This window comes from Parathalassolituus penaei (assembly GCF_026626885.1).
Taxonomy (GTDB): Bacteria; Pseudomonadota; Gammaproteobacteria; order Pseudomonadales; family Oceanobacteraceae; genus Oceanobacter; species Oceanobacter penaei.
Genome location: NZ_JAPNOA010000057.1, coordinates 1 through 19,666 on the forward strand (window position 1 = coordinate 1; position 19,666 = coordinate 19,666).

Sequence of the window (19,666 nt, forward strand, 5' to 3'; positions counted from 1 at the left end):
TTGGTCTGACTGTTACCCTGATCCACCCAGTTGCGATGGATGAAGGTCTGCGCTTCGCGATCCGTGAAGGCGGCCGTACTGTTGGTGCTGGCGTGGTAGCCAAAGTTATCGAGTGATAACTGCACCTGAATAAACACCTTTGGTGTTTATCCGCTAAAAAGCCCGCTTATGCGGGCTTTTTTGTGCCTGTAATTTGGTGGTGCTGATTTAGCGTCTGGCGTCTGGCGTCTGGCGTCTGGCGTCTGGCGTCTGGCGTCTGGCGTCTGGCGTCTGGCGTCTGGCGTCTGGCGTCTGGCGTCTGGCGTCTGGCGTCTGGCGTCTGGCGTCTGGCGTCTGGCGTCTGGCGTCTGGCGTCTGGCGTCTGGCGTCTGGCGTCTGGCGTCTGGCGTCTGGCGTCTGGCGTCTGGCGTCTGGCGTCTGGCGTCTGGCGTCTGGCGTCTGGCGTCTGGCGTCTGGCGTCTGGCGTCTGGCGTCTGGCGTCTGGCGTCTGGCGTCTGGCGTCTGGCGTCTGGCGTCTGGCGTCTGGCGTCTGGCGTCTGGCGTCTGGCGTCTGGCGTCTGGCGTCTGGCGTCTGGCGTCTGGCGTCTGGCGTCTGGCGTCTGGCGTCTGGCGTCTGGCGTCTGGCGTCTGGCGTCTGGCGTCTGGCGTCTGGCGTCTGGCGTCTGGCGTCTGGCGTCTGGCGTCTGGCGTCTGGCGTCTGGCGTCTGGCGTCTGGCGTCTGGCGTCTGGCGTCTGGCGTCTGGCGTCTGGCGTCTGGCGTCTGGCGTCTGGCGTCTGGCGTCTGGCATCTGGCATCTGGCGTCTGGCGTCTGGCGTCTGGCGTCTGGCGTCTGGCGTCTGGCGTCTGGCATCTGGCATCTGGCATCTGGCATTTGGCATTTGGCATCTGGCATCTGGCATCTGGCATCTGGCATCTGGCGTCTGGCATCTGGCGTCTGGCATCTGGCTGGGCCGCGATCGGATCTGGCGTCGGTCTGGGCCTGAAACTCCGGACATAAAAAAACCCGCTCAGCTTGCGCTGGCGGGTTTTTTCTTGCTACCTGGAAGTATTAATTACTTCTTGGCGGCTTCTTTGCGAGCTTTGGCTTCTGCAATCACTTTCTCTGCCACGTTGGTTGGGCAAGGCATGTAGTGGCTGAACTCCATGGAGAACTGACCACGACCAGAAGTGATGGTACGCAGGTGACCGATGTAACCGAACATTTCAGACAGTGGAACGTCTGCTTTAACGCGGATACCGGTGGTGCCACGTTCCTGGTCTTTGATCATGCCACGACGACGGTTCAGGTCGCCGATCACGTCACCAACGTTGTCCTCTGGAGAGAACACGTCAACTTTCATGATTGGTTCCAGCAGCTGTGGACCAGCTTTTGGCATGGACTGACGGAAAGCGCCTTTGGCAGCGATTTCGAACGCGATAGCGGAGGAGTCGACTGCGTGGTAAGCACCGTCGTACAGTTCAACTTCTACGTCCAGTACCGGGAAGCCAGCCAGAGGGCCTTCAGACATCATGCCTTTGAAGCCTTTCTCGATTGCTGGCCAGAATTCCTTCGGAACGTTACCGCCCACAACGGTGGACTTGAAGGTGAAGCCAGTGTTCTGTTCGCCTGGACGGATGCGGTATTCGATCTTACCGTACTGACCAGAACCACCAGATTGTTTCTTGTGGGTGTAGCCATCTTCGATCGCTTTGGTGATGGTTTCGCGGTAGGCAACCTGTGGCTGACCAACGATCAGTTCAACACCGTAGGTACGCTTCAGAACGTCTACCTTGATGTCCAGGTGCAGTTCGCCCATGCCTTTCAGAATGGTTTCACCAGAGTCTTCGTCGGTTTCAACCTGGAAGGTCGGGTCTTCTGCAACCATCTTGCCGATAGCGATACCCATCTTGTCGATGGCGCCTTTGTCTTTCGGCTGAACAGCGATAGAAATTACTGGCTCTGGGAACACCATGGCTTCCAGAGTGCATTCGTTCTTAGGATCACACAGGGTGTGACCAGTCTGAACGTTCTTCATGCCCACGATGGCGATAATGTCACCAGCTTGTGCGGATTCCAGTTCGGTACGTTCGTTGGCCTGCATTTCCACCATACGACCAACACGTTCGGTCTTGCCGGTGAAGCTGTTCAGGATGGTGTCGCCTTTCTTGATAACACCGGAGTAGATACGTACGAAGGTTAGGGCGCCGAAACGGTCGTCCATGATCTTGAATGCCAGGGCGCGCAGAGGTTCGTCGGCAGACACGATGGCTTTCTGGCCAGTCGGGTTACCTTCTTCGTCAGTCAGGTCCTGTGGAGCAACTTCGGTTGGGTCTGGCAGGTAGTCAACAACGGCGTCCAGCAGCAACTGCATGCCTTTGTTCTTGAATGCAGAACCGCAGAAAGTTGGGAAGAATTTCAGGTCGCGGGTACCGATACGGATGCAACGCTTGACGTCTTCGATAGAAGGTTCTTCGCCTTCCATGTAAGCCATCATCAGCTCGTCGTCCATTTCAACGGCGGCTTCGATCAGTTGTTCGCGGTAGGCTTCAACATCATCAACCATGTCGGCTGGAACGTCTTCAACCTTGTAGTTTTCTGGCATACCGGTTTCGTCCCAGATGTAGGCCTTGCGGGTCAGCAGGTCAACTACGCCAGAGAATTCGCCTTCAGTGCCGATTGGCAGAACCATAACCAGTGGGTTTGCGCCCAGAACTTTCTTAACCTGTTCAACAACGCGGTAGAAGTCGGCACCCATACGGTCCAGCTTGTTAACGAAGATCAGACGGGATACTTCTGCATCGTTAGCGTAGCGCCAGTTGGTTTCGGATTGTGGCTCAACGCCGCCGGAGCCACAGAATACACCGATACCGCCGTCCAGTACTTTCAGGGAGCGGTAAACTTCTACGGTGAAGTCAACGTGTCCAGGGGTGTCAATAACGTTGAAGCGGTGATCTTTCCAGAAGCAGCTCACAGCAGCAGACTGAATGGTAATACCACGCTCGGCTTCCTGTACCATGAAGTCGGTAGTGGACTCACCGTCGTGAACTTCACCGATTTTGTGGATGCGACCGGTCAGTTTCAGGATACGTTCAGTCGTAGTAGTTTTACCGGCGTCCACGTGGGCGAAGATGCCGATATTGCGGTATTTGGACAAGTCAGTCATAGCGTACTCAATTGGCTAGGTTTTTAACGGGCCGTAATTTACAGGTTTTTTGAGAATTTTTTGAGCATTTTGATGAAAGAAATATGGAAGAAAGTGCAGAAAATGCGTTTTCGACTAAAAAACACCCAAAAAGACCTGTTCGTTCCTCTTGTATTGGCGTGATGGGGTGGGGAATGGGGGTGTAATGACTGGGGCCGTTTTGTGATTGTTTGGCTCAAAAATTCATACTTCAGTATTTTTTGAAAAAATTTTTAAAAAGTACTGGTGTAATGAAATAATCGGGGGTAATATCTGCGCCGCTCCTGACGACTGACCAATCGGTCGATTCTCAAGTTCAGCTCTTCTCCAGAGCAGAAGCGTCAGAAAGCAAAGTGTCGAAGCGCTTGCGTGCGCTGGGGTGTTGTGTATAATTCGGCCCCCTTAATGACAGTATTAGGCCAGTAGTTCAATTGGTAGAGCACCGGTCTCCAAAACCGGGTGTTGGGGGTTCGAGTCCCTCCTGGCCTGCCAACATTTTAATGGCAGCTTCGGCTGCCATTTTTGGCTTCAGGGAATTTTGATGAGTACCGAGAGCAAAGCAAATAACTCACCCTTGGATGTTATGAAATGGCTGCTGGCAGCGGCATTCCTTGCTGCTGCTGTGGCGGGTAATTACCTGTATCCCGATGTCGCTCTGCTGTACCGGGTTCTGGCAATTGTAGCTCTGATGTTGATTGGTGCAGGTGTTGCCTGGACTACTTCTCAGGGTAAAGCCTTCCAGGTGCTGCTGAAAGAAGCCAACGTTGAACGCCGCAAGGTGGTGTGGCCGACTCGTCAGGAAACAACCCAGACGACTGTCATGATCCTGGTTGTGGTTGTGGTTATGTCCCTGCTGCTGTGGGGTCTGGATTCTCTGCTGGGCTGGATTGTGTCCAGCCTGATCGGATGAGGTGACTCATGGCAATGCGTTGGTATGTGGTGCACGCGTACTCTGGTTTTGAGAAGCGTGTACAGTCCTCTCTGAAGGAACGAATCGAACGCCTGGGTATGCAGGAACAGTTCGGTGAAGTGCTGGTCCCTACTGAAGAAGTAGTGGAAGTGCGTGACGGCAAGAAGCGCAAGAGTCAACGTCGTTTCTATCCTGGCTATGTGCTGGTTCAGATGGAAATGAATGACGAAACCTGGCACCTCGTTAAACAGACAGACCGGGTGATGGGCTTTATCGGCGGTACCGCTGACAAGCCTGCCCCGATTACGCAGAAAGAGGCTGATGCCATCCTGCGTCGAGTGAAGGAAGGCGCTGATCGCCCGACTCACAAAACAATCTACGAACCGGGTGAAGTGGTTCGCGTTATTGAAGGTCCGTTTGCTGACTTCAATGGCGTGGTCGAAAGTGTCGATTACGACAAATCCCGTGTTCAGGTTGCTGTTACGATTTTTGGTCGTTCTACACCGGTCGAGCTGGAATTCACCCAGGTCGAGAAAGCGGTTTAAAACGCATTAAAGGTTGGCCTGGGGGATGTCCCCGGCCGGGGAGCCTTCGGGCGATAATACCCATATTGGAGTAATAACATGGCTAAGAAGATTGAAGCCTATATCAAGCTGCAAGTAGCAGCTGGTAAAGCTAACCCGTCGCCACCAATCGGCCCAGCACTGGGTCAGAAAGGTCTGAACATCATGGAATTCTGTAAAGCTTTCAACGCCCAGACTCAGGGCATGGAAGTTGGTATGCCGATTCCAGTTGTGATCACTGCGTACAGCGACCGTTCCTTCACCTTCGAAATGAAGACCCCTCCAGCTTCTTACCTGCTGAAGAAAGCTGCTGGCATCACCTCTGGTTCTTCTCGTCCAAACACCCAGAAAGTGGGCACTGTTAACCGTGCTCAGCTGGAAGAGATCGCCAAGGTCAAGATGAAAGACCTGACCGCTGCTGACATGGACGCTGCCGTTCGTAGCATCGCCGGTTCTGCTCGCTCAATGGGTCTGAACGTGGAAGGAGTTGAATAATGGCCAAGCTGACCAAACGTCAAAAGCTGATCGCTGAAAAAGTTCAGGCCGGCAAAGTTTACTCTGTAGAAGAGGCCGTTTCTGTTCTGGCTTCTCTGCCAGCTGCCAAATTCCGCGAGTCTATCGACGTAGCCGTTAACCTCGGCATCGATGCTCGTAAGTCTGACCAGAACGTACGTAGCGCAACTGTGCTGCCACACGGTACTGGCAAGACCATGCGTGTAGCTGTATTTACCCAGGGTGCCAACGCTGAAGCTGCTCGTGCAGCTGGCGCTGACGAAGTGGGTATGGAAGATCTGGCTGAGAAAGTTAAAGCTGGCGAACTGAACTTCGACGTAGTTATTGCTTCTCCGGATGCAATGCGCGTTGTAGGTCAGCTGGGTCAGATTCTCGGTCCGCGTGGTCTGATGCCGAACCCGAAAGTTGGTACTGTAACTCCTAACGTTGCTGAAGCTGTGAAGAACGCTAAAGCTGGTCAGGTTCGTTACCGTAACGACAAGAACGGTATCATCCATACCACTCTGGGTAAGGTTGATTTCTCAGTAGAAGCTATCAAGGAAAACCTGGTAGCCCTGCTGTCCGATCTGCGTAAAGCCAAGCCTACCGCCGCTAAAGGCGTGTACATGAAGAAAGTGACTCTGAGCACTACCATGGGTCCAGGCCTGGTTGTTGATCATTCCGCTCTGGATATCTGATCAACGCAACAATCTTTGGGGTTGCCGCCTTCGGGTGGCGCCTGTCAAAGACCGCAGGTGCAGCGCCCGGTTCTCCGGGCGATTGCTTAATCGTCCTGCGTAGATGGTGTGTGGCCCCTTCAGTATTCTGAATAGTCACACCGAGACATGTCCCTTCGGGGGCGTAAACAAACATTCAGGAGTTCCATCGTGGCCTTAGGACTCGAAGATAAGAAGGCGATTGTCGCCGAAGTCCAGGAAGCAGCCCAGGGTGCTTTGTCTGCAGTAGTCGCGGATTCCCGCGGTGTATCTGTAGGCGCCATGACCGCTCTGCGTAAAGAAGCGCGTGAAGCCGGTGTTTGGATGAAAGTTGTCCGTAACACTCTGGCACGTCGTGCTGTCGAAGGTACTGAGTTTGAATGCCTGAACGGCGTTCTGACCGGCCCATCACTGATCGCATTCTCCAAGGAACATCCGGGCGCTGCCGCTCGTATCTTCCGTGATTTTGCGAAGAAGAACGATAAGTTCGAAGTGAAAGGTGGTTCCTTCGAAGGTCAGATGGTTGATATCGCAGTTCTGGCAACTCTGCCGACCTACGACGAAGCCATCGCCAAGCTGATGAGCGTCATGAAAGAAGCCGCTGCTGGCAAGCTGGTTCGTACCATCGCTGCCATTCGCGACCAAAAAGAACAAGCTGCCTGATCAATCGGGTAGCCTGAACAAACCTATTTTAATGAGCAGATTGTTGCTCCAAGTTTTTTAGGAAAAGTCTCATGTCTCTGACTAAAGAAGATATCATCAACGCTATCGCTGAAATGTCTGTTAAGGACGTTGTTGATCTGGTAGCTGCGATGGAAGAAAAATTCGGCGTTTCTGCAGCTGCTGCTGTAGTTGCTGGTCCAGCTGCTGACGCTGGTGCTGCTGTTGAAGAACAGACCGAATTCGACGTAATCCTGTCCTCCGCTGGCGACAAGAAAGTGAACGTAATCAAAGCCGTTCGCGAAATCACCGGTCTGGGCCTGAAAGAAGCCAAAGCTCTGGTTGACGGCGCTCCAGCGACTGTTAAAGAAGCTCTGTCCAAAGCTGATGCAGACGCTGCTAAAGCTAAACTGGAAGAAGCTGGCGCTCTGGTCGAAATCAAGTAATCGACCGGCATGCTGCATGCTGCTGCCGGATAGTTCTATAGTTCGGCACATGGCTGACGGGATTTGCTCCCGTCAGCCTTTTCGCGTTATGGAAAACGTGACTAAACTGGCATTTCGCCAGGTTCAACTGCAAGGCAAGTCCTTGAGCCTGGGTATAGCTGCCTAGTCGAGGAAACAGTCCGGGGATAACTGATGGCTTACTCATATACTGAGAAAAAACGTATCCGTAAGGATTTCGGTAAATTACCGAGTGTCATGGATGTGCCATACCTTCTGGCCATTCAAATTGACTCATACCATAAGTTCCTGCAAGAAGGGACCAACGCTGAGGACCGTATTGATATCGGCCTTCACGCTGCCTTTAAATCTGTTTTCCCAATTGTTAGCTATTCCGGGAATGCGGCTCTGGAGTACGTGAGTTACCGTCTGGGTACTCCTGGCTTCGATGAAAAAGAATGTATGCTGCGTGGCGTGACCTATGCCGCCCCGCTGCGCGTGAAAGTTCGCCTGATTGTTTATGATAAAGAATCATCAACCAAGGCGATCAAGGATATCAAAGAACAAGAAGTCTACATGGGCGAAATGCCTCTGATGACCGACAACGGTACCTTTATTGTCAACGGTACCGAGCGTGTGATCGTGTCTCAGTTGCACCGTTCTCCTGGTGTGTTCTTCGACCACGACAAGGGCAAGACTCACTCGTCCGGCAAGCTGCTGTATAACGCCCGTATCATTCCATACCGTGGTTCATGGCTGGACTTCGAATTCGATCCGAAGGATCTGCTGTTCGTACGTATTGACCGTCGCCGCAAGCTGCCAGCGTCTATCCTGCTGCGCGCTCTGGGCTTCGATACTCCACGTATTCTGGACACCTTCTTCGAGAACGACACTTACCGCCTGAGCGGTGAAGGTCTGAAGCTGAAGCTGATTCCATCCCGTCTGCGTGGTGAGACTGCTGCGTTCGACATTCTGGATAACGATGGCAACATCATCGTGGAAGCCAGTCGTCGTATTACTGCGCGTCACATCCGTCAGCTGGAAAACGCCGGCGTACAGGAGCTGTTGGTTCCAATCGAGTACGTAATGGGCCGTGCCCTGGCGAAAGACGTGGTTGATACCCGTACTGGTGAAGTTCTGGCTCGCGCCAACTCCGAACTGACCAGCGAAGTACTGGACAAGTTTGATGTAGCCAGCATCTCTGAATTCGAGACTATCTACACCAACGAAATCGACTGTGGTCCGTTCATCTCTGACACTCTGCGTGCCGACCCAACCAGCAACCAGCTGGAAGCTCTGGTCGAAATCTACCGCATGATGCGTCCAGGTGAGCCACCAACCAAGGAAAGCGCCGAAGGCCTGTTCGAAAACCTCTTCTTCACCGAAGAGCGTTACGACCTGTCTGCTGTAGGTCGTATGAAGTTCAACCGTCGTATTGGCCGTGAAGAAATCATTGGCCCTGGCGTGCTGGACGAAAACGACATCGTTGCTGTGATGAAGACTCTGATCGACATCCGTAACGGTAAAGGCATCGTCGACGACATCGACCACCTGGGTAACCGTCGTATCCGTTCCGTAGGCGAAATGGCTGAAAACCAGTTCCGCGTAGGTCTGGTGCGTGTTGAGCGTGCAGTGCGTGAGCGTCTGTCCATGGCTGAATCCGAAGGCCTGATGCCTCAGGATCTGATCAACGCCAAACCGGTCGCGGCTGCGGTTAAAGAGTTCTTTGGCTCTTCCCAGCTGTCCCAGTTTATGGACCAGAACAACCCGCTGTCCGAAGTAACTCACAAGCGTCGTATTTCTGCACTCGGTCCGGGCGGTCTGACCCGTGAGCGTGCAGGCTTCGAAGTGCGTGACGTTCACGCGACTCACTACGGCCGTGTGTGCCCGATTGAGACGCCGGAAGGTCCGAACATCGGTCTGATCAACTCCCTGGCTTCCTATGCTCGTACCAACGAGTACGGCTTTCTGGAAACTCCGTACCGGATTGTCCAGAACGGCAAGGTGACCGAGGACATTATTTATGTGTCCGCGATCGAAGAAGCTGATTATGTAATTGCACAGGCGTCTGCTCCAGTGGATGCAGAAGGCCGTCTGCAGGGTGATCTGATTTCCGTTCGTCACAAGAACGAATTCACCATGATGTCGCCTGACAACGTAACCCTGATGGACGTATCTCCACAGCAGGTTGTGTCGATCGCAGCATCCCTGATTCCGTTCCTGGAACACGACGACGCGAACCGCGCTCTGATGGGTTCCAACATGCAGCGTCAGGCGGTTCCTACCCTGAAGGCTGAGAAGCCACTGGTAGGTACTGGTATCGAACGCGCTGTAGCAGCTGACTCCGGTGTGTGTGTGGTTGCCAAGCGTGGTGGTGTAATCGATTCCGTTGATGCTTCCCGTATTGTGGTGAAGGTTAACGACGACGAAACCGTAGCGGGCGAAGCGGGTGTGGATATCTACAACCTGACCAAGTACACCCGTTCCAACCAGAACACCTGCATCAACCAGCGTCCTCTGGTCAAAGCTGGTGACCAGGTTGAGCGTGGCGACATCATGGCTGACGGCCCGTCCGTTGACCTTGGTGAACTGGCTCTGGGTCAGAACTTCCGTATCGCGTTCATGCCGTGGAACGGTTACAACTACGAAGACTCCATCCTGCTGTCAGAGCGTGTTTCCCAGGAAGACCGTCTGACCACTATCCACATTCAGGAACTGACCTGTGTGGCTCGTGATACCAAGCTGGGTGCAGAAGAAATCACTTCCGACATCCCGAACGTGGGTGAAGCCGCTCTGAACAAACTGGACGAGTCCGGTATTGTTTACATCGGTGCTGAAGTGAAGCCAGGTGACATTCTGGTTGGTAAGGTGACTCCTAAGGGCGAAACCCAGCTGACCCCAGAAGAAAAACTGCTGCGTGCGATCTTCGGTGAGAAGGCATCCGACGTTAAGGATACTTCCCTGCGCGTGAAGACCGGCACCACCGGTACTGTTATCGACGTCCAGATCTTTACCCGTGACGGCGTTGAGAAAGACCAGCGTGCCCGCGACATTGAGAAGCAACAGCTGGCTCAGATCCGTAAGGACCTGAACGAAGAAATGCGTATCGTGGAAGGTGCTACCTTTGAACGTCTGACTCGTGCCCTGTCTGGTCACGCAATCAACGTTGCACCAGGTCTGAAGAAAGGCGATGTCCTGACTGAAGACTACCTGAAGGGCCTGACCCGCGATCAGTGGTTCCGTATCCTGCCAGTTGAAGATGAACTGGGCGAGATGCTGGGCCTGGCAGAACAATCCCTGGCTGAGCGCAAGAAGCAGCTGGACGAGAAGTTCGAAGACAAGAAGCGCAAGCTGCAGACCGGCGATGACCTGGCTCCGGGCGTACTGAAGATCGTCAAGGTTTACCTGGCTATCAAACGTAAGATCCAGCCTGGTGACAAGATGGCGGGTCGTCACGGTAACAAGGGTGTTATCTCTGCGATCAAACCGATCGAAGATATGCCTTACGACCAGAACGGCGTGCCTGTGGATATCTGTCTGAACCCTCTGGGTGTACCATCCCGTATGAACGTGGGTCAGATCATGGAGATCCACCTGGGTATGGCTGCCAAAGGTCTGGGCGAAAAGATCAACCGTATGCTCGAAGAGCAGCGTGAGATTGCCAAGCTGCGTGAGCTGCTGGGCGAGATCTACAACGGTGGTGATGGTCGCAAGGAAGATCTCGAAGGCATGAGTGATGCTGAGGTTCTCGAGCTGGCTCATAACCTGCGTGGCGGTGTGCCAATGGCTACCCCTGCGTTTAACGGTGCCAAAGAAGCCGAAATCAAGCGCATGCTGCGTCTGGCTGGTCTGCCTGAATCTGGTCAGGTAACCCTGTTCGACGGCCGTACTGGCGAAGCTTTCGACCGTCCGGTAACCGTGGGTTACATGTACATGCTGAAGCTGAACCACCTGGTAGACGACAAGATGCACGCTCGTTCCACCGGTTCCTACAGCCTGGTTACCCAGCAGCCGCTGGGTGGTAAGGCGCAGTTTGGTGGTCAGCGTTTCGGTGAGATGGAAGTGTGGGCGCTGGAAGCATACGGCGCTGCCTATACCCTGCAAGAAATGCTTACCGTCAAGTCCGACGACGTGGCTGGCCGTACCAAGATGTACAAGAACATCGTGGATGGTGACCACCGTATGGAAGCCGGTATGCCGGAATCCTTCAACGTACTCGTTAAGGAAATCCGCTCTCTGGGTATCGACATCGAACTGGAAAACGAATAATCGGTTTAGCAGGGTGCCTCCGGATTTCCGGGGGCACGCGCTCACGCCAAGTGGAGCCCTCTTTATATGAAAGACTTAGTCAATTTCTTGCGTAACCAGAACAATGCTGATGAGTTTGACTCCATCCGCATTGGTCTGGCGTCGCCAGACATGATTCGTTCGTGGTCTTACGGTGAAGTCAAAAAGCCAGAGACCATCAACTACCGTACCTTCAAGCCGGAGCGTGACGGTCTGTTCTGTGCCCGTATCTTTGGTCCAATCAAGGATTACGAGTGCCTGTGTGGTAAATACAAGCGTCTCAAGCACCGCGGTGTAATCTGTGAGAAGTGTGGCGTTGAAGTTACCCAGGCCAAAGTACGTCGTGAACGTATGGGTCACATCGAGCTGGCCTCTCCGGTTGCTCACATCTGGTTCCTGAAGTCACTGCCGTCCCGTATCGGTCTGATGCTGGACATGACCCTGCGTGACATCGAACGTATTCTGTACTATGAATCATTCGTAGTAACTGAGCCTGGTATGACCACGCTCGACGTTGGCCAGCTGCTGTCCGACGAACAATACTATGAAGCTATCGAAGAATTCGGTGACGAGTTCGAAGCGAAGATGGGTGCCGAAGCCATTCAGGCGCTGCTGGGTCATATCGATCTGGCGGACGAGGTACAGCGTCTGCGTGAAGAAATTCCGACCACCAATTCCGAGACCAAGATCAAGAAGCTGTCCAAGCGTCTGAAGCTGCTGGAAGCCTTCCTGCTGTCTGGTAACGATCCGAAGTGGATGATCATGTCTGTGCTGCCGGTGCTGCCGCCAGATCTGCGTCCTCTGGTACCGCTGGACGGCGGTCGTTTTGCGACTTCCGACCTGAACGATCTGTACCGTCGCGTGATCAACCGTAACAACCGTCTGAAGCGTCTGCTTGAGCTGAACGCGCCTGACATCATTGTTCGCAACGAAAAACGTATGCTGCAAGAAGCAGTAGACGCGCTGCTGGACAACGGTCGTCGCGGTCGTGCCATCACCGGTTCCAACAAGCGTCCTCTGAAGTCCCTGGCCGATATGATCAAGGGTAAACAGGGTCGTTTCCGTCAGAACCTGCTCGGTAAGCGTGTTGACTACTCCGGTCGTTCGGTAATTACCGTTGGTCCACAGCTGCGTCTGCACCAGTGTGGTCTGCCGAAGAAAATGGCTCTGGAACTGTTCAAGCCGTTCATCTTCTCCAAACTGGAACACCGTGGTCTGGCCACTACCATCAAAGCTGCGAAGAAGATGGTAGAGCGTGAAACTCCTGAGGTGTGGGACATCCTCGCTGAAGTGATCCGCGAACACCCGGTTATGCTGAACCGTGCGCCAACCCTGCACCGTCTGGGTATTCAGGCGTTCGAACCTCAGCTGATTGAAGGCAAGGCGATCCAGCTGCACCCACTGGTGTGTGCTGCGTACAACGCCGACTTCGACGGTGACCAGATGGCGGTACACGTACCGCTGACCATTGAGGCCCAGCTCGAAGCTCGTGCCCTGATGATGGCTACCAACAACGTACTGTCTCCAGCCAACGGTGACCCCATCATCGTTCCGTCCCAGGACGTGGTACTGGGTCTGTACTGGATGACCCGTGAGCGTGTAAACGCCAAAGGCGAAGGTATGGTGCTGGCTGACCTCGACGAGGTTACCCGTGCTTACCAGAGCGGTGCTGCGCACCTGCAAGCTCGCGTAAAAGTACGTATTACCGAAACCGTGGTTGACGAAGAAGGTCAGCGCACCACTACTACCAAGCTGGTTGATACCACTATTGGTCGTGCGTTGCTGTTCCGCGTTGTGCCAAAAGGTCTGCCATTCCAGCTGGTTAACCAGCCGATGAAGAAGAAGGCGATTTCCCGTCTGATCAACACCGCTTACCGCCGTGTGGGTCTGAAGGATACCGTTATCTTCGCTGACCAGATCATGTACACCGGTTTTGAATACGCTACTCGCTCCGGTTCTTCTATCGGTGTGAACGACTTCGAAATCCCGGCAGCCAAGGCAGACATCATTGCCAACGCTGACGCTGAAGTTAAAGAGATCGAAAGCCAGTTTGCTTCCGGTCTGGTAACTCACGGCGAGAAGTACAACAAGGTTATCGACATCTGGTCCCGTGCCAACGAACTCGTTGCCAAGGCCATGATGGAAAACCTGGGTAAAGAGAAAGTAATCGACCGCGAAGGCAAGGAAGTACTGCAAGAGTCTTTCAACTCTGTGTACATGATGGCCGACTCCGGTGCGCGGGGCTCGCCAGCCCAGATTCGTCAGCTGGCTGGTATGCGTGGTCTGATGGCCAAGCCGGACGGCTCGATCATCGAAACTCCGATTACCGCGAACTTCCGTGAAGGTCTGTCAGTACTCCAGTACTTTACCTCCACTCACGGCGCTCGTAAGGGTCTGGCGGACACCGCTCTGAAGACTGCGAACTCCGGTTACCTGACTCGTCGTCTGGTAGACGTGGCGCAAGACCTGGTGGTTACCGAGAACGACTGTGGCACCGTTAACGGTCTGATCATGACTCCGCTTATCGAAGGCGGTGACGTGGTAGTTGCTCTGGGTGATCGTATTCTGGGTCGTGTGATCGCAGAAGACGTTTACAAGCCGAACCAGCCAGGTGAACTGGTTGCGCCGGCCGGCACTCTGGTTGACGAACACTGGGTTCGCACCATTGAAGCCGAAGGTATTGACGAAATCCGTGTTCGCTCTGCGATCACCTGTGATTCCCGTACCGGTATCTGCTCCAAGTGTTACGGTCGTGACCTCGGTCGCGGTCACCTGGTGAACGTAGGTGAAGCTGTCGGCGTTATCGCGGCACAGTCCATCGGTGAACCGGGTACACAGCTGACGATGCGTACGTTCCACATCGGTGGTGCGGCATCCCGTTCTTCTGCAGCCGACAGTGTGCAGGTCAAGAACAAGGGTACCGTTCGTCTGCATAACATGAAGACGGTTACCCGTGCTGACGGCAACCTGGTAGCGGTATCCCGTTCCGGTTCCATCGCGATTGCAGATGACCACGGCCGTGAGCGTGAGCTGTACAAACTGCCATACGGTGCTGTGATTTCCGTGAAAGACGGTTCTGCCGTTGAAGCGGGTCAGAAAGTGGCCGCATGGGATCCGCACACTCACCCGATCGTGACCGAAGTAGCGGGTCGTATCGAGTTTGTGGGCATGGATGAAGGCATTACCATCAACCGTCAGACGGACGAGTTGACTGGTCTGTCCAACATCGAAGTAATTGATCCGAAGGATCGTCCAGCCGCCGGTAAGGACATTCGTCCAATGGTGAAACTGGTTGATTCCAACGGCAAGGACGTGATGCTGCCTGGTACTACCACTCCGGCCCAGTACCTGCTGCCAGCTAACGCCCTGGTTAACCATGAAAATGGCACCGTGGTTGCGGTGGGTGACGTAATCGCCCGTATTCCGCAAGAAACCTCTGGTAACAAGGACATCACGGGTGGTCTGCCACGCGTTGCTGACCTGTTCGAAGCCCGTAAGCCGAAAGAGCCTGCCATCCTGGCGGAAATCTCCGGTACTGTTGGCTTCGGTAAAGAGACCAAGGGCAAGAAACGTCTGGTGATCACTCCGAAAGATGGCGGCGAGCCGTATGAAGAGCTGATCCACAAGTGGCGTCACCTGAACGTGTTCGAAGGCGAATACGTAGAGAAGGGTGAAATCATTTCTGACGGTCCGCTGAACCCGCACGATATCCTGCGTCTGAAGACGGTAGGGGATCTGGCCATGTACATCACCAACGAAGTGCAGGAAGTTTACCGCCTGCAGGGCGTAGGTATCGACGACAAGCACATCGAAGTGATTGTGCGTCAGATGCTGCGCAAGGTGCTGATCCATGACGCTGGTGACACTACCTTCATCCCGGGTGATCAGGTGGAATACGCAGCGTTCCTGGAAGAGAACGAAAAGGCTCTGGCCGCTGGCAAGATCCTGGCAACTGGCGAACGCGTGCTGCTGGGTATTACCAAAGCGTCTCTGGCAACCGAATCCTTCATTTCCGCGGCTTCCTTCCAGGAGACAACCCGCGTACTGACCGAAGGTGCGGTGACTGGCAAGGTTGATACCCTGCGTGGTCTGAAAGAGAACGTGGTAGTAGGTCGTCTGATTCCGGCTGGTACCGGTCTGGCGTACCACGCTGAGCGTAAGCGCAAGCGTCAGGTTCGTGAGAACGATCGTTCCCGCTCCATGCCAGAAACCATGACTGTTTCTGCTGACGAGATGGAAGCACGTCTGAGCGAAGCATTCAGCGACAAGTAATCGGGAAACCGGTGGCCTGCCTGCAGGCCACACTTGTGCTGAGTGATGCACTCACTGAAAAGGCCCTTCGGGGCCTTTTTTGTTGCCTCGGAGTTGGTGTGAACGCTTGTCGGTAAGGCTGTGAATATGCCGCAGTCAGATGCTGCGGTAAGCATGAGTGCTGTGCTAGAATGCGCGCCGCGCGTGGAGCCGGGTGGCTTTAGGGGACCCTGTTCCGAGGATGGGATATCGACTGGCGCCATAAGTCTTGATAGGGCTGGAGCAACTTTTTCGTGCCGTTGGTGCAGGGAAGGGTGGCTTCGTCCTTTCCGGCTGCTTGCTGCCTGTCTAATCCTTGACCTCTTGTGCAATGGAGATTATTATCTCCGCCCCCTTTATTGTACCCATCTTGTATGGGTGCTTTGTTTAAATAATTGGAGTTTGCTAAATGGCTACAATCAACCAGTTGGTTCGTCAGCCTCGTAAGCGCAAAGTGGCCAAGAGCGACGTTCCTGCACTGCAGGCATGTCCTCAGCGTCGTGGTGTTTGTACTCGTGTGTACACCACCACTCCGAAAAAGCCAAACTCGGCACTGCGTAAAGTATGCCGTGTGCGTTTGACGAATGGTTTCGAAGTGACTTCCTACATCGGTGGTGAAGGTCACAACCTGCAGGAGCACAGTGTTGTTCTGATCCGTGGCGGTCGTGTAAAAGACTTGCCAGGTGTTCGTTACCACACTGTACGCGGTACTCTGGATACTTCCGGTGTTGCCAAGCGTATGCAGGGCCGTTCCAAGTACGGTACCAAGCGTCCTAAGAGCTGATAGTCGGTATTTTTTACCGTTGTCAGCCTGAAAGTAAGGCTGGGCTTAATGCCCAGGCCGTCCTGAAGAAATTAGAGGGCTTAACATGCCAAGAAGACGCGTCGCTGCGAAACGCGAAGTTCTGCCAGATCCTAAGTTCGGAAACGTAACTCTGGCCAAATTCATGAACCACGTGATGGTAAGTGGCAAGAAGTCAGTAGCCGAAAAGATCGTTTACGGCGCACTGGACATCATGTCTACCAAGCAGAATGGTGACCCTGTAGAGCTGTTCGAAAAAGCTCTGGAGTCCATTCAGCCTATGGTTGAAGTAAAGAGCCGTCGTGTGGGTGGTGCTACCTACCAGGTACCGGTTGAAGTTCGTCCTTCCCGTCGTACCGCTCTGGCCATGCGTTGGCTGGTTGACGCTGCTCGTGTCCGTGGTGAGAAATCCATGGCTCAGCGTCTGGCGAATGAGATGATGGATGCTGCTGATGGCAAAGGTTCTGCGGTTAAGAAGCGTGAAGACGTTCACCGCATGGCTGAAGCGAACAAGGCTTTCTCTCACTATCGCTTTTAATTAGACCGAGGACAGCACAGTGCCACGTACAACTCCCATCGAACGCTACCGTAACATCGGTATCTGCGCCCACGTGGATGCAGGTAAAACGACGACTACGGAGCGCGTACTCTTCTATACCGGTGTGTCTCACAAGATCGGTGAAGTGCATGATGGTGCTGCGACCATGGACTGGATGGAGCAGGAGCAGGAGCGTGGTATTACCATTACTTCTGCTGCTACTACCTGTTTCTGGGCCGGTATGGCTCAGCAGTTCGAACAACATCGCATCAATATCATTGATACTCCCGGACACGTTGACTTCACCATTGAAGTAGAACGCTCCCTGCGAGTTCTTGATGGTGCTGTAGTAGTGCTGTGTGGTTCCTCTGGAGTTCAGCCTCAGACCGAGACTGTCTGGCGTCAGGCCAACAAGTACGAGGTTCCTCGTATGGTCTTCGTCAACAAGATGGACCGGGCCGGGGCTAACTTCTTCCGGGTTGTCGAGCAGATGCAAAAGCGTCTGGGCGCCAACCCGGTACCTATCCAGATCAACATTGGCGCTGAAGATGAGTTCAAGGGCGTTGTCGATCTGATCAAGATGAAAGCCATTATGTGGAATGAATCTGATCAGGGTATGACCTTCACCTATGAAGAAATCCCGTCTGATCTGGTAGAGCTCGCCCAGGAATGGCGCGAGAAAATGGTTGAAGCGGCAGCTGAAGCCAGCGATGAATTGATGGACAAGTACCTTGAGGGTGAGGAACTGACTGAGGATGAAATCAAGGCGGCGCTGCGCAAGCGTACCCTGGCTTCTGAAGTGGTTCTGGTTACCTGTGGTTCTGCGTTCAAAAACAAGGGTGTTCAGGCGGTTCTGGATGCTGTAATCGAATACCTGCCATCACCAACCGAGGTGAAGGCCATTGAAGGTGTTCTGGATGATGCTGATGAGACTCCGGCTGTTCGTCACTCTTCTGACGACGAGCCGTTTGCAGCTCTCGCATTCAAGATCGCGACCGACCCGTTTGTGGGTACCCTGACGTTTATCCGTGTGTATTCCGGCGTCCTGAATTCTGGTGATGCGGTTTATAACCCGGTTAAAAGTAAAAAAGAACGTATTGGCCGTATGGTGCAGATGCATGCCAACGAACGTGACGAGATCAAGGAAGTTCGTGCGGGGGATATCGCAGCTGCTATCGGCCTGAAAGATGTGACCACGGGTGACACCCTGTGTGCTCCTGATCACATCATCACCCTGGAGCGTATGGACTTCCCGGATCCGGTTATTTCTGTAGCCGTAGAGCCGAAGTCAAAAGCCGACCAGGAAAAAATGGGTGTTGCCCTTGGCAAGCTGGCCCAGGAAGACCCGTCTTTCCGTGTGGAAACCGACGAGGAAACCGGCCAGACCATTATTTCCGGTATGGGTGAGTTGCACCTCGACATCATCGTTGATCGTATGCGTCGTGAGTTCAAGGTAGAGGCCAATGTGGGTAAACCGCAGGTGGCTTACCGTGAAAAGATCAGCGCCTCTGTCGAGATCAACAACAAGTACGCCAAGCAATCCGGCGGCCGTGGTCAATACGGTCATGTCGTGATTCGCTTTGAACCGGCCGAAGACCAGGATTCCGAAACCCTGGTGTTTGTTAACGAGATTGCAGGTGGTGTGATTCCGAAGGAATTCATTCCGGCAGTCCAGAAGGGTATCGAAGAGCAGATGAAAAACGGCGTGCTGGCCGGCTACCCGCTGCTTGGTCTGAAAGCCACTCTGATCGATGGTTCCTACCACGACGTTGACTCCAACGAGATGGCGTTTAAAATTGCCGCCTCACAAGCGACCAAACAACTTGCTGAAAAGGGCAAGCCAGTCCTGCTGGAGCCTATGATGAAGGTTGAGGTCGTTACCCCAGAAGATTACATGGGGGATGTGGTCGGCGACCTTAACCGTCGTCGAGGACTGATTTCTGGAATGGACGACACTGCCTCCGGGAAGGTTGTGAACGCCACTGTGCCCCTTGCGGAGATGTTCGGTTATGCGACTGATCTTCGTTCCGCGACCCAGGGCCGTGCAACCTATTCCATGGAATTCGAGAGATACTCCGAAGCGCCAAACAGTGTCGCTGATGCAGTAATCAAAAGAGCTTGATCACTTAAAAGATATTTGAACGAGGTGTTTTATGGCTAAGGAAACGTTTGAGCGTTCCAAACCCCACGTAAACGTAGGCACTATTGGTCACGTTGACCATGGTAAAACTACTCTGACTGCAGCTCTGACTCGCGTTTGCGCAGAAGTTTGGGGTGGTAAGGCAGTTGCTTTTGATGGTATCGACTCTGCTCCAGAAGAGCGTGAGCGTGGTATCACCATTTCTACTGCACACGTAGAATACGAATCAAAAGATCGTCACTACGCTCACGTTGACTGCCCAGGTCACGCTGACTACGTTAAGAACATGATCACCGGTGCTGCCCAGATGGACGGCGCGATTCTGGTTTGCGGCGCTACTGACGGCCCAATGCCACAGACTCGCGAGCACATCCTGCTGTCTCGTCAGGTTGGTGTACCTTACATCGTAGTATTCCTGAACAAAGCTGACCTGCTGGCTGACGATTGCGGCGGCGCGGGCACTGAAGAATACAACGAAATGCTGGAACTGGTAGAGATGGAACTGCGCGATCTGCTGTCCACCTACGACTTCCCAGGCGATGACACTCCAATCATCCCGGGTTCTGCTCTGATGGCTCTGAACGGCCAGGACGAGAACGAAATGGGTACTTCTGCCGTTAAGAAACTGGTAGAAACTCTGGACTCCTACATCCCAGAACCAGA

The 19,666-nt window shown here is 53.8% G+C and carries 14 protein-coding genes and 1 tRNA gene; 14 read left to right on the forward strand and 1 reads right to left on the reverse strand.

What is annotated here, in order from left to right:
* A partial coding sequence (locus OUO13_RS16750; protein WP_283173140.1) for an EF-Tu C-terminal domain-related protein occupies positions 1-116 on the forward strand: 116 nt, incomplete at its 5' end.
* A 937-nt stretch (positions 117-1,053) separates the two neighbouring features.
* On the opposite strand, the gene fusA (OUO13_RS16755) is transcribed toward OUO13_RS16750, so the two are convergent.
* On the reverse strand, positions 1,054-3,144 hold the full coding sequence (gene fusA, locus OUO13_RS16755; RefSeq protein ID WP_283175049.1) for an elongation factor G: 2,091 nt from the start codon (positions 3,142-3,144) through the stop codon (positions 1,054-1,056).
* 434 nt (positions 3,145-3,578) lie between these two features.
* On the opposite strand from fusA (OUO13_RS16755), the gene OUO13_RS16760 reads away from it, so the two are divergent.
* The 13 genes from OUO13_RS16760 to OUO13_RS16820 form a co-directional block, all read left to right on the forward strand.
* Positions 3,579-3,654 (forward strand) — tRNA-Trp (locus tag OUO13_RS16760).
* Between the two features lie 91 nt (positions 3,655-3,745).
* The gene (gene secE, locus OUO13_RS16765; protein ID WP_428982357.1) at positions 3,746-4,072 is read left to right on the forward strand and encodes a preprotein translocase subunit SecE; all 327 of its coding nucleotides are present in this window, start codon (positions 3,746-3,748) and stop codon (positions 4,070-4,072) included.
* A gap of 8 nt (positions 4,073-4,080) precedes the next feature.
* Positions 4,081-4,617, forward strand: coding sequence for a transcription termination/antitermination protein NusG (nusG, locus tag OUO13_RS16770; RefSeq protein ID WP_283175051.1), 537 nt, complete (start codon positions 4,081-4,083; stop codon positions 4,615-4,617).
* Between the two features lie 78 nt (positions 4,618-4,695).
* Positions 4,696-5,130: a 50S ribosomal protein L11 gene (rplK, locus tag OUO13_RS16775; protein ID WP_283175052.1), complete on the forward strand. Its 435-nt coding sequence runs from the start codon at positions 4,696-4,698 to the stop codon at positions 5,128-5,130.
* On the forward strand, positions 5,130-5,825 hold the full coding sequence (rplA, locus tag OUO13_RS16780; protein ID WP_283175053.1) for a 50S ribosomal protein L1: 696 nt from the start codon (positions 5,130-5,132) through the stop codon (positions 5,823-5,825). The genes rplK and rplA overlap by 1 nt, the downstream gene beginning before the upstream one ends.
* Before the next feature lie 189 nt (positions 5,826-6,014).
* Positions 6,015-6,506: a 50S ribosomal protein L10 gene (rplJ, locus tag OUO13_RS16785; protein ID WP_283175054.1), complete on the forward strand. Its 492-nt coding sequence runs from the start codon at positions 6,015-6,017 to the stop codon at positions 6,504-6,506.
* 71 nt (positions 6,507-6,577) lie between these two features.
* Entirely contained in the window at positions 6,578-6,949 is a 372-nt protein-coding gene (rplL, locus tag OUO13_RS16790; RefSeq protein ID WP_283175055.1) for a 50S ribosomal protein L7/L12, read from the forward strand.
* A gap of 192 nt (positions 6,950-7,141) precedes the next feature.
* Positions 7,142-11,215 (forward strand): DNA-directed RNA polymerase subunit beta, encoded by a 4,074-nt coding sequence (gene rpoB, locus OUO13_RS16795; RefSeq protein ID WP_283175056.1) that lies wholly within the window; start codon positions 7,142-7,144, stop codon positions 11,213-11,215.
* Between the two features lie 66 nt (positions 11,216-11,281).
* The gene (gene rpoC / locus OUO13_RS16800) at positions 11,282-15,505 is read left to right on the forward strand and encodes a DNA-directed RNA polymerase subunit beta' (RefSeq protein ID WP_283175057.1); all 4,224 of its coding nucleotides are present in this window, start codon (positions 11,282-11,284) and stop codon (positions 15,503-15,505) included.
* A 427-nt stretch (positions 15,506-15,932) separates the two neighbouring features.
* Positions 15,933-16,307, forward strand: a complete 375-nt coding sequence (rpsL, locus tag OUO13_RS16805; RefSeq protein WP_283175058.1) for a 30S ribosomal protein S12 — start codon at positions 15,933-15,935, stop codon at positions 16,305-16,307.
* An 85-nt stretch (positions 16,308-16,392) separates the two neighbouring features.
* Positions 16,393-16,863: a 30S ribosomal protein S7 gene (gene rpsG, locus OUO13_RS16810; RefSeq protein WP_283175059.1), complete on the forward strand. Its 471-nt coding sequence runs from the start codon at positions 16,393-16,395 to the stop codon at positions 16,861-16,863.
* A gap of 19 nt (positions 16,864-16,882) precedes the next feature.
* Complete coding sequence (gene fusA / locus OUO13_RS16815) at positions 16,883-18,985, forward strand: elongation factor G (RefSeq protein ID WP_283175060.1); 2,103 nt, start codon at positions 16,883-16,885, stop codon at positions 18,983-18,985.
* A gap of 31 nt (positions 18,986-19,016) precedes the next feature.
* Positions 19,017-19,666, forward strand: a 650-nt coding sequence (locus OUO13_RS16820; protein ID WP_283174307.1) for a GTP-binding protein, incomplete at its 3' end; no start/stop codon positions are given.

Bases quoted from the DNA above. Each gene is read 5' to 3' on its own strand.
- rpsL (WP_283175058.1), top strand. From the start codon at position 15,933: ATGGCTACAATCAACCAGTTGGTTCGTCAGCCTCGTAAGCGCAAAGTG.
- rplA (WP_283175053.1), top strand. From the start codon at position 5,130: ATGGCCAAGCTGACCAAACGTCAAAAGCTGATCGCTGAAAAAGTTCAG.
- rplL (WP_283175055.1), top strand. From the start codon at position 6,578: ATGTCTCTGACTAAAGAAGATATCATCAACGCTATCGCTGAAATGTCT.
- rpsG (WP_283175059.1), top strand. From the start codon at position 16,393: ATGCCAAGAAGACGCGTCGCTGCGAAACGCGAAGTTCTGCCAGATCCT.
- nusG (WP_283175051.1), top strand. From the start codon at position 4,081: ATGGCAATGCGTTGGTATGTGGTGCACGCGTACTCTGGTTTTGAGAAG.
- secE (WP_428982357.1), top strand. From the start codon at position 3,746: ATGAAATGGCTGCTGGCAGCGGCATTCCTTGCTGCTGCTGTGGCGGGT.
- fusA (WP_283175049.1), bottom strand. From the start codon at position 3,144: ATGACTGACTTGTCCAAATACCGCAATATCGGCATCTTCGCCCACGTG.
- rpoB (WP_283175056.1), top strand. From the start codon at position 7,142: ATGGCTTACTCATATACTGAGAAAAAACGTATCCGTAAGGATTTCGGT.
- rpoC (WP_283175057.1), top strand. From the start codon at position 11,282: ATGAAAGACTTAGTCAATTTCTTGCGTAACCAGAACAATGCTGATGAG.
- rplK (WP_283175052.1), top strand. From the start codon at position 4,696: ATGGCTAAGAAGATTGAAGCCTATATCAAGCTGCAAGTAGCAGCTGGT.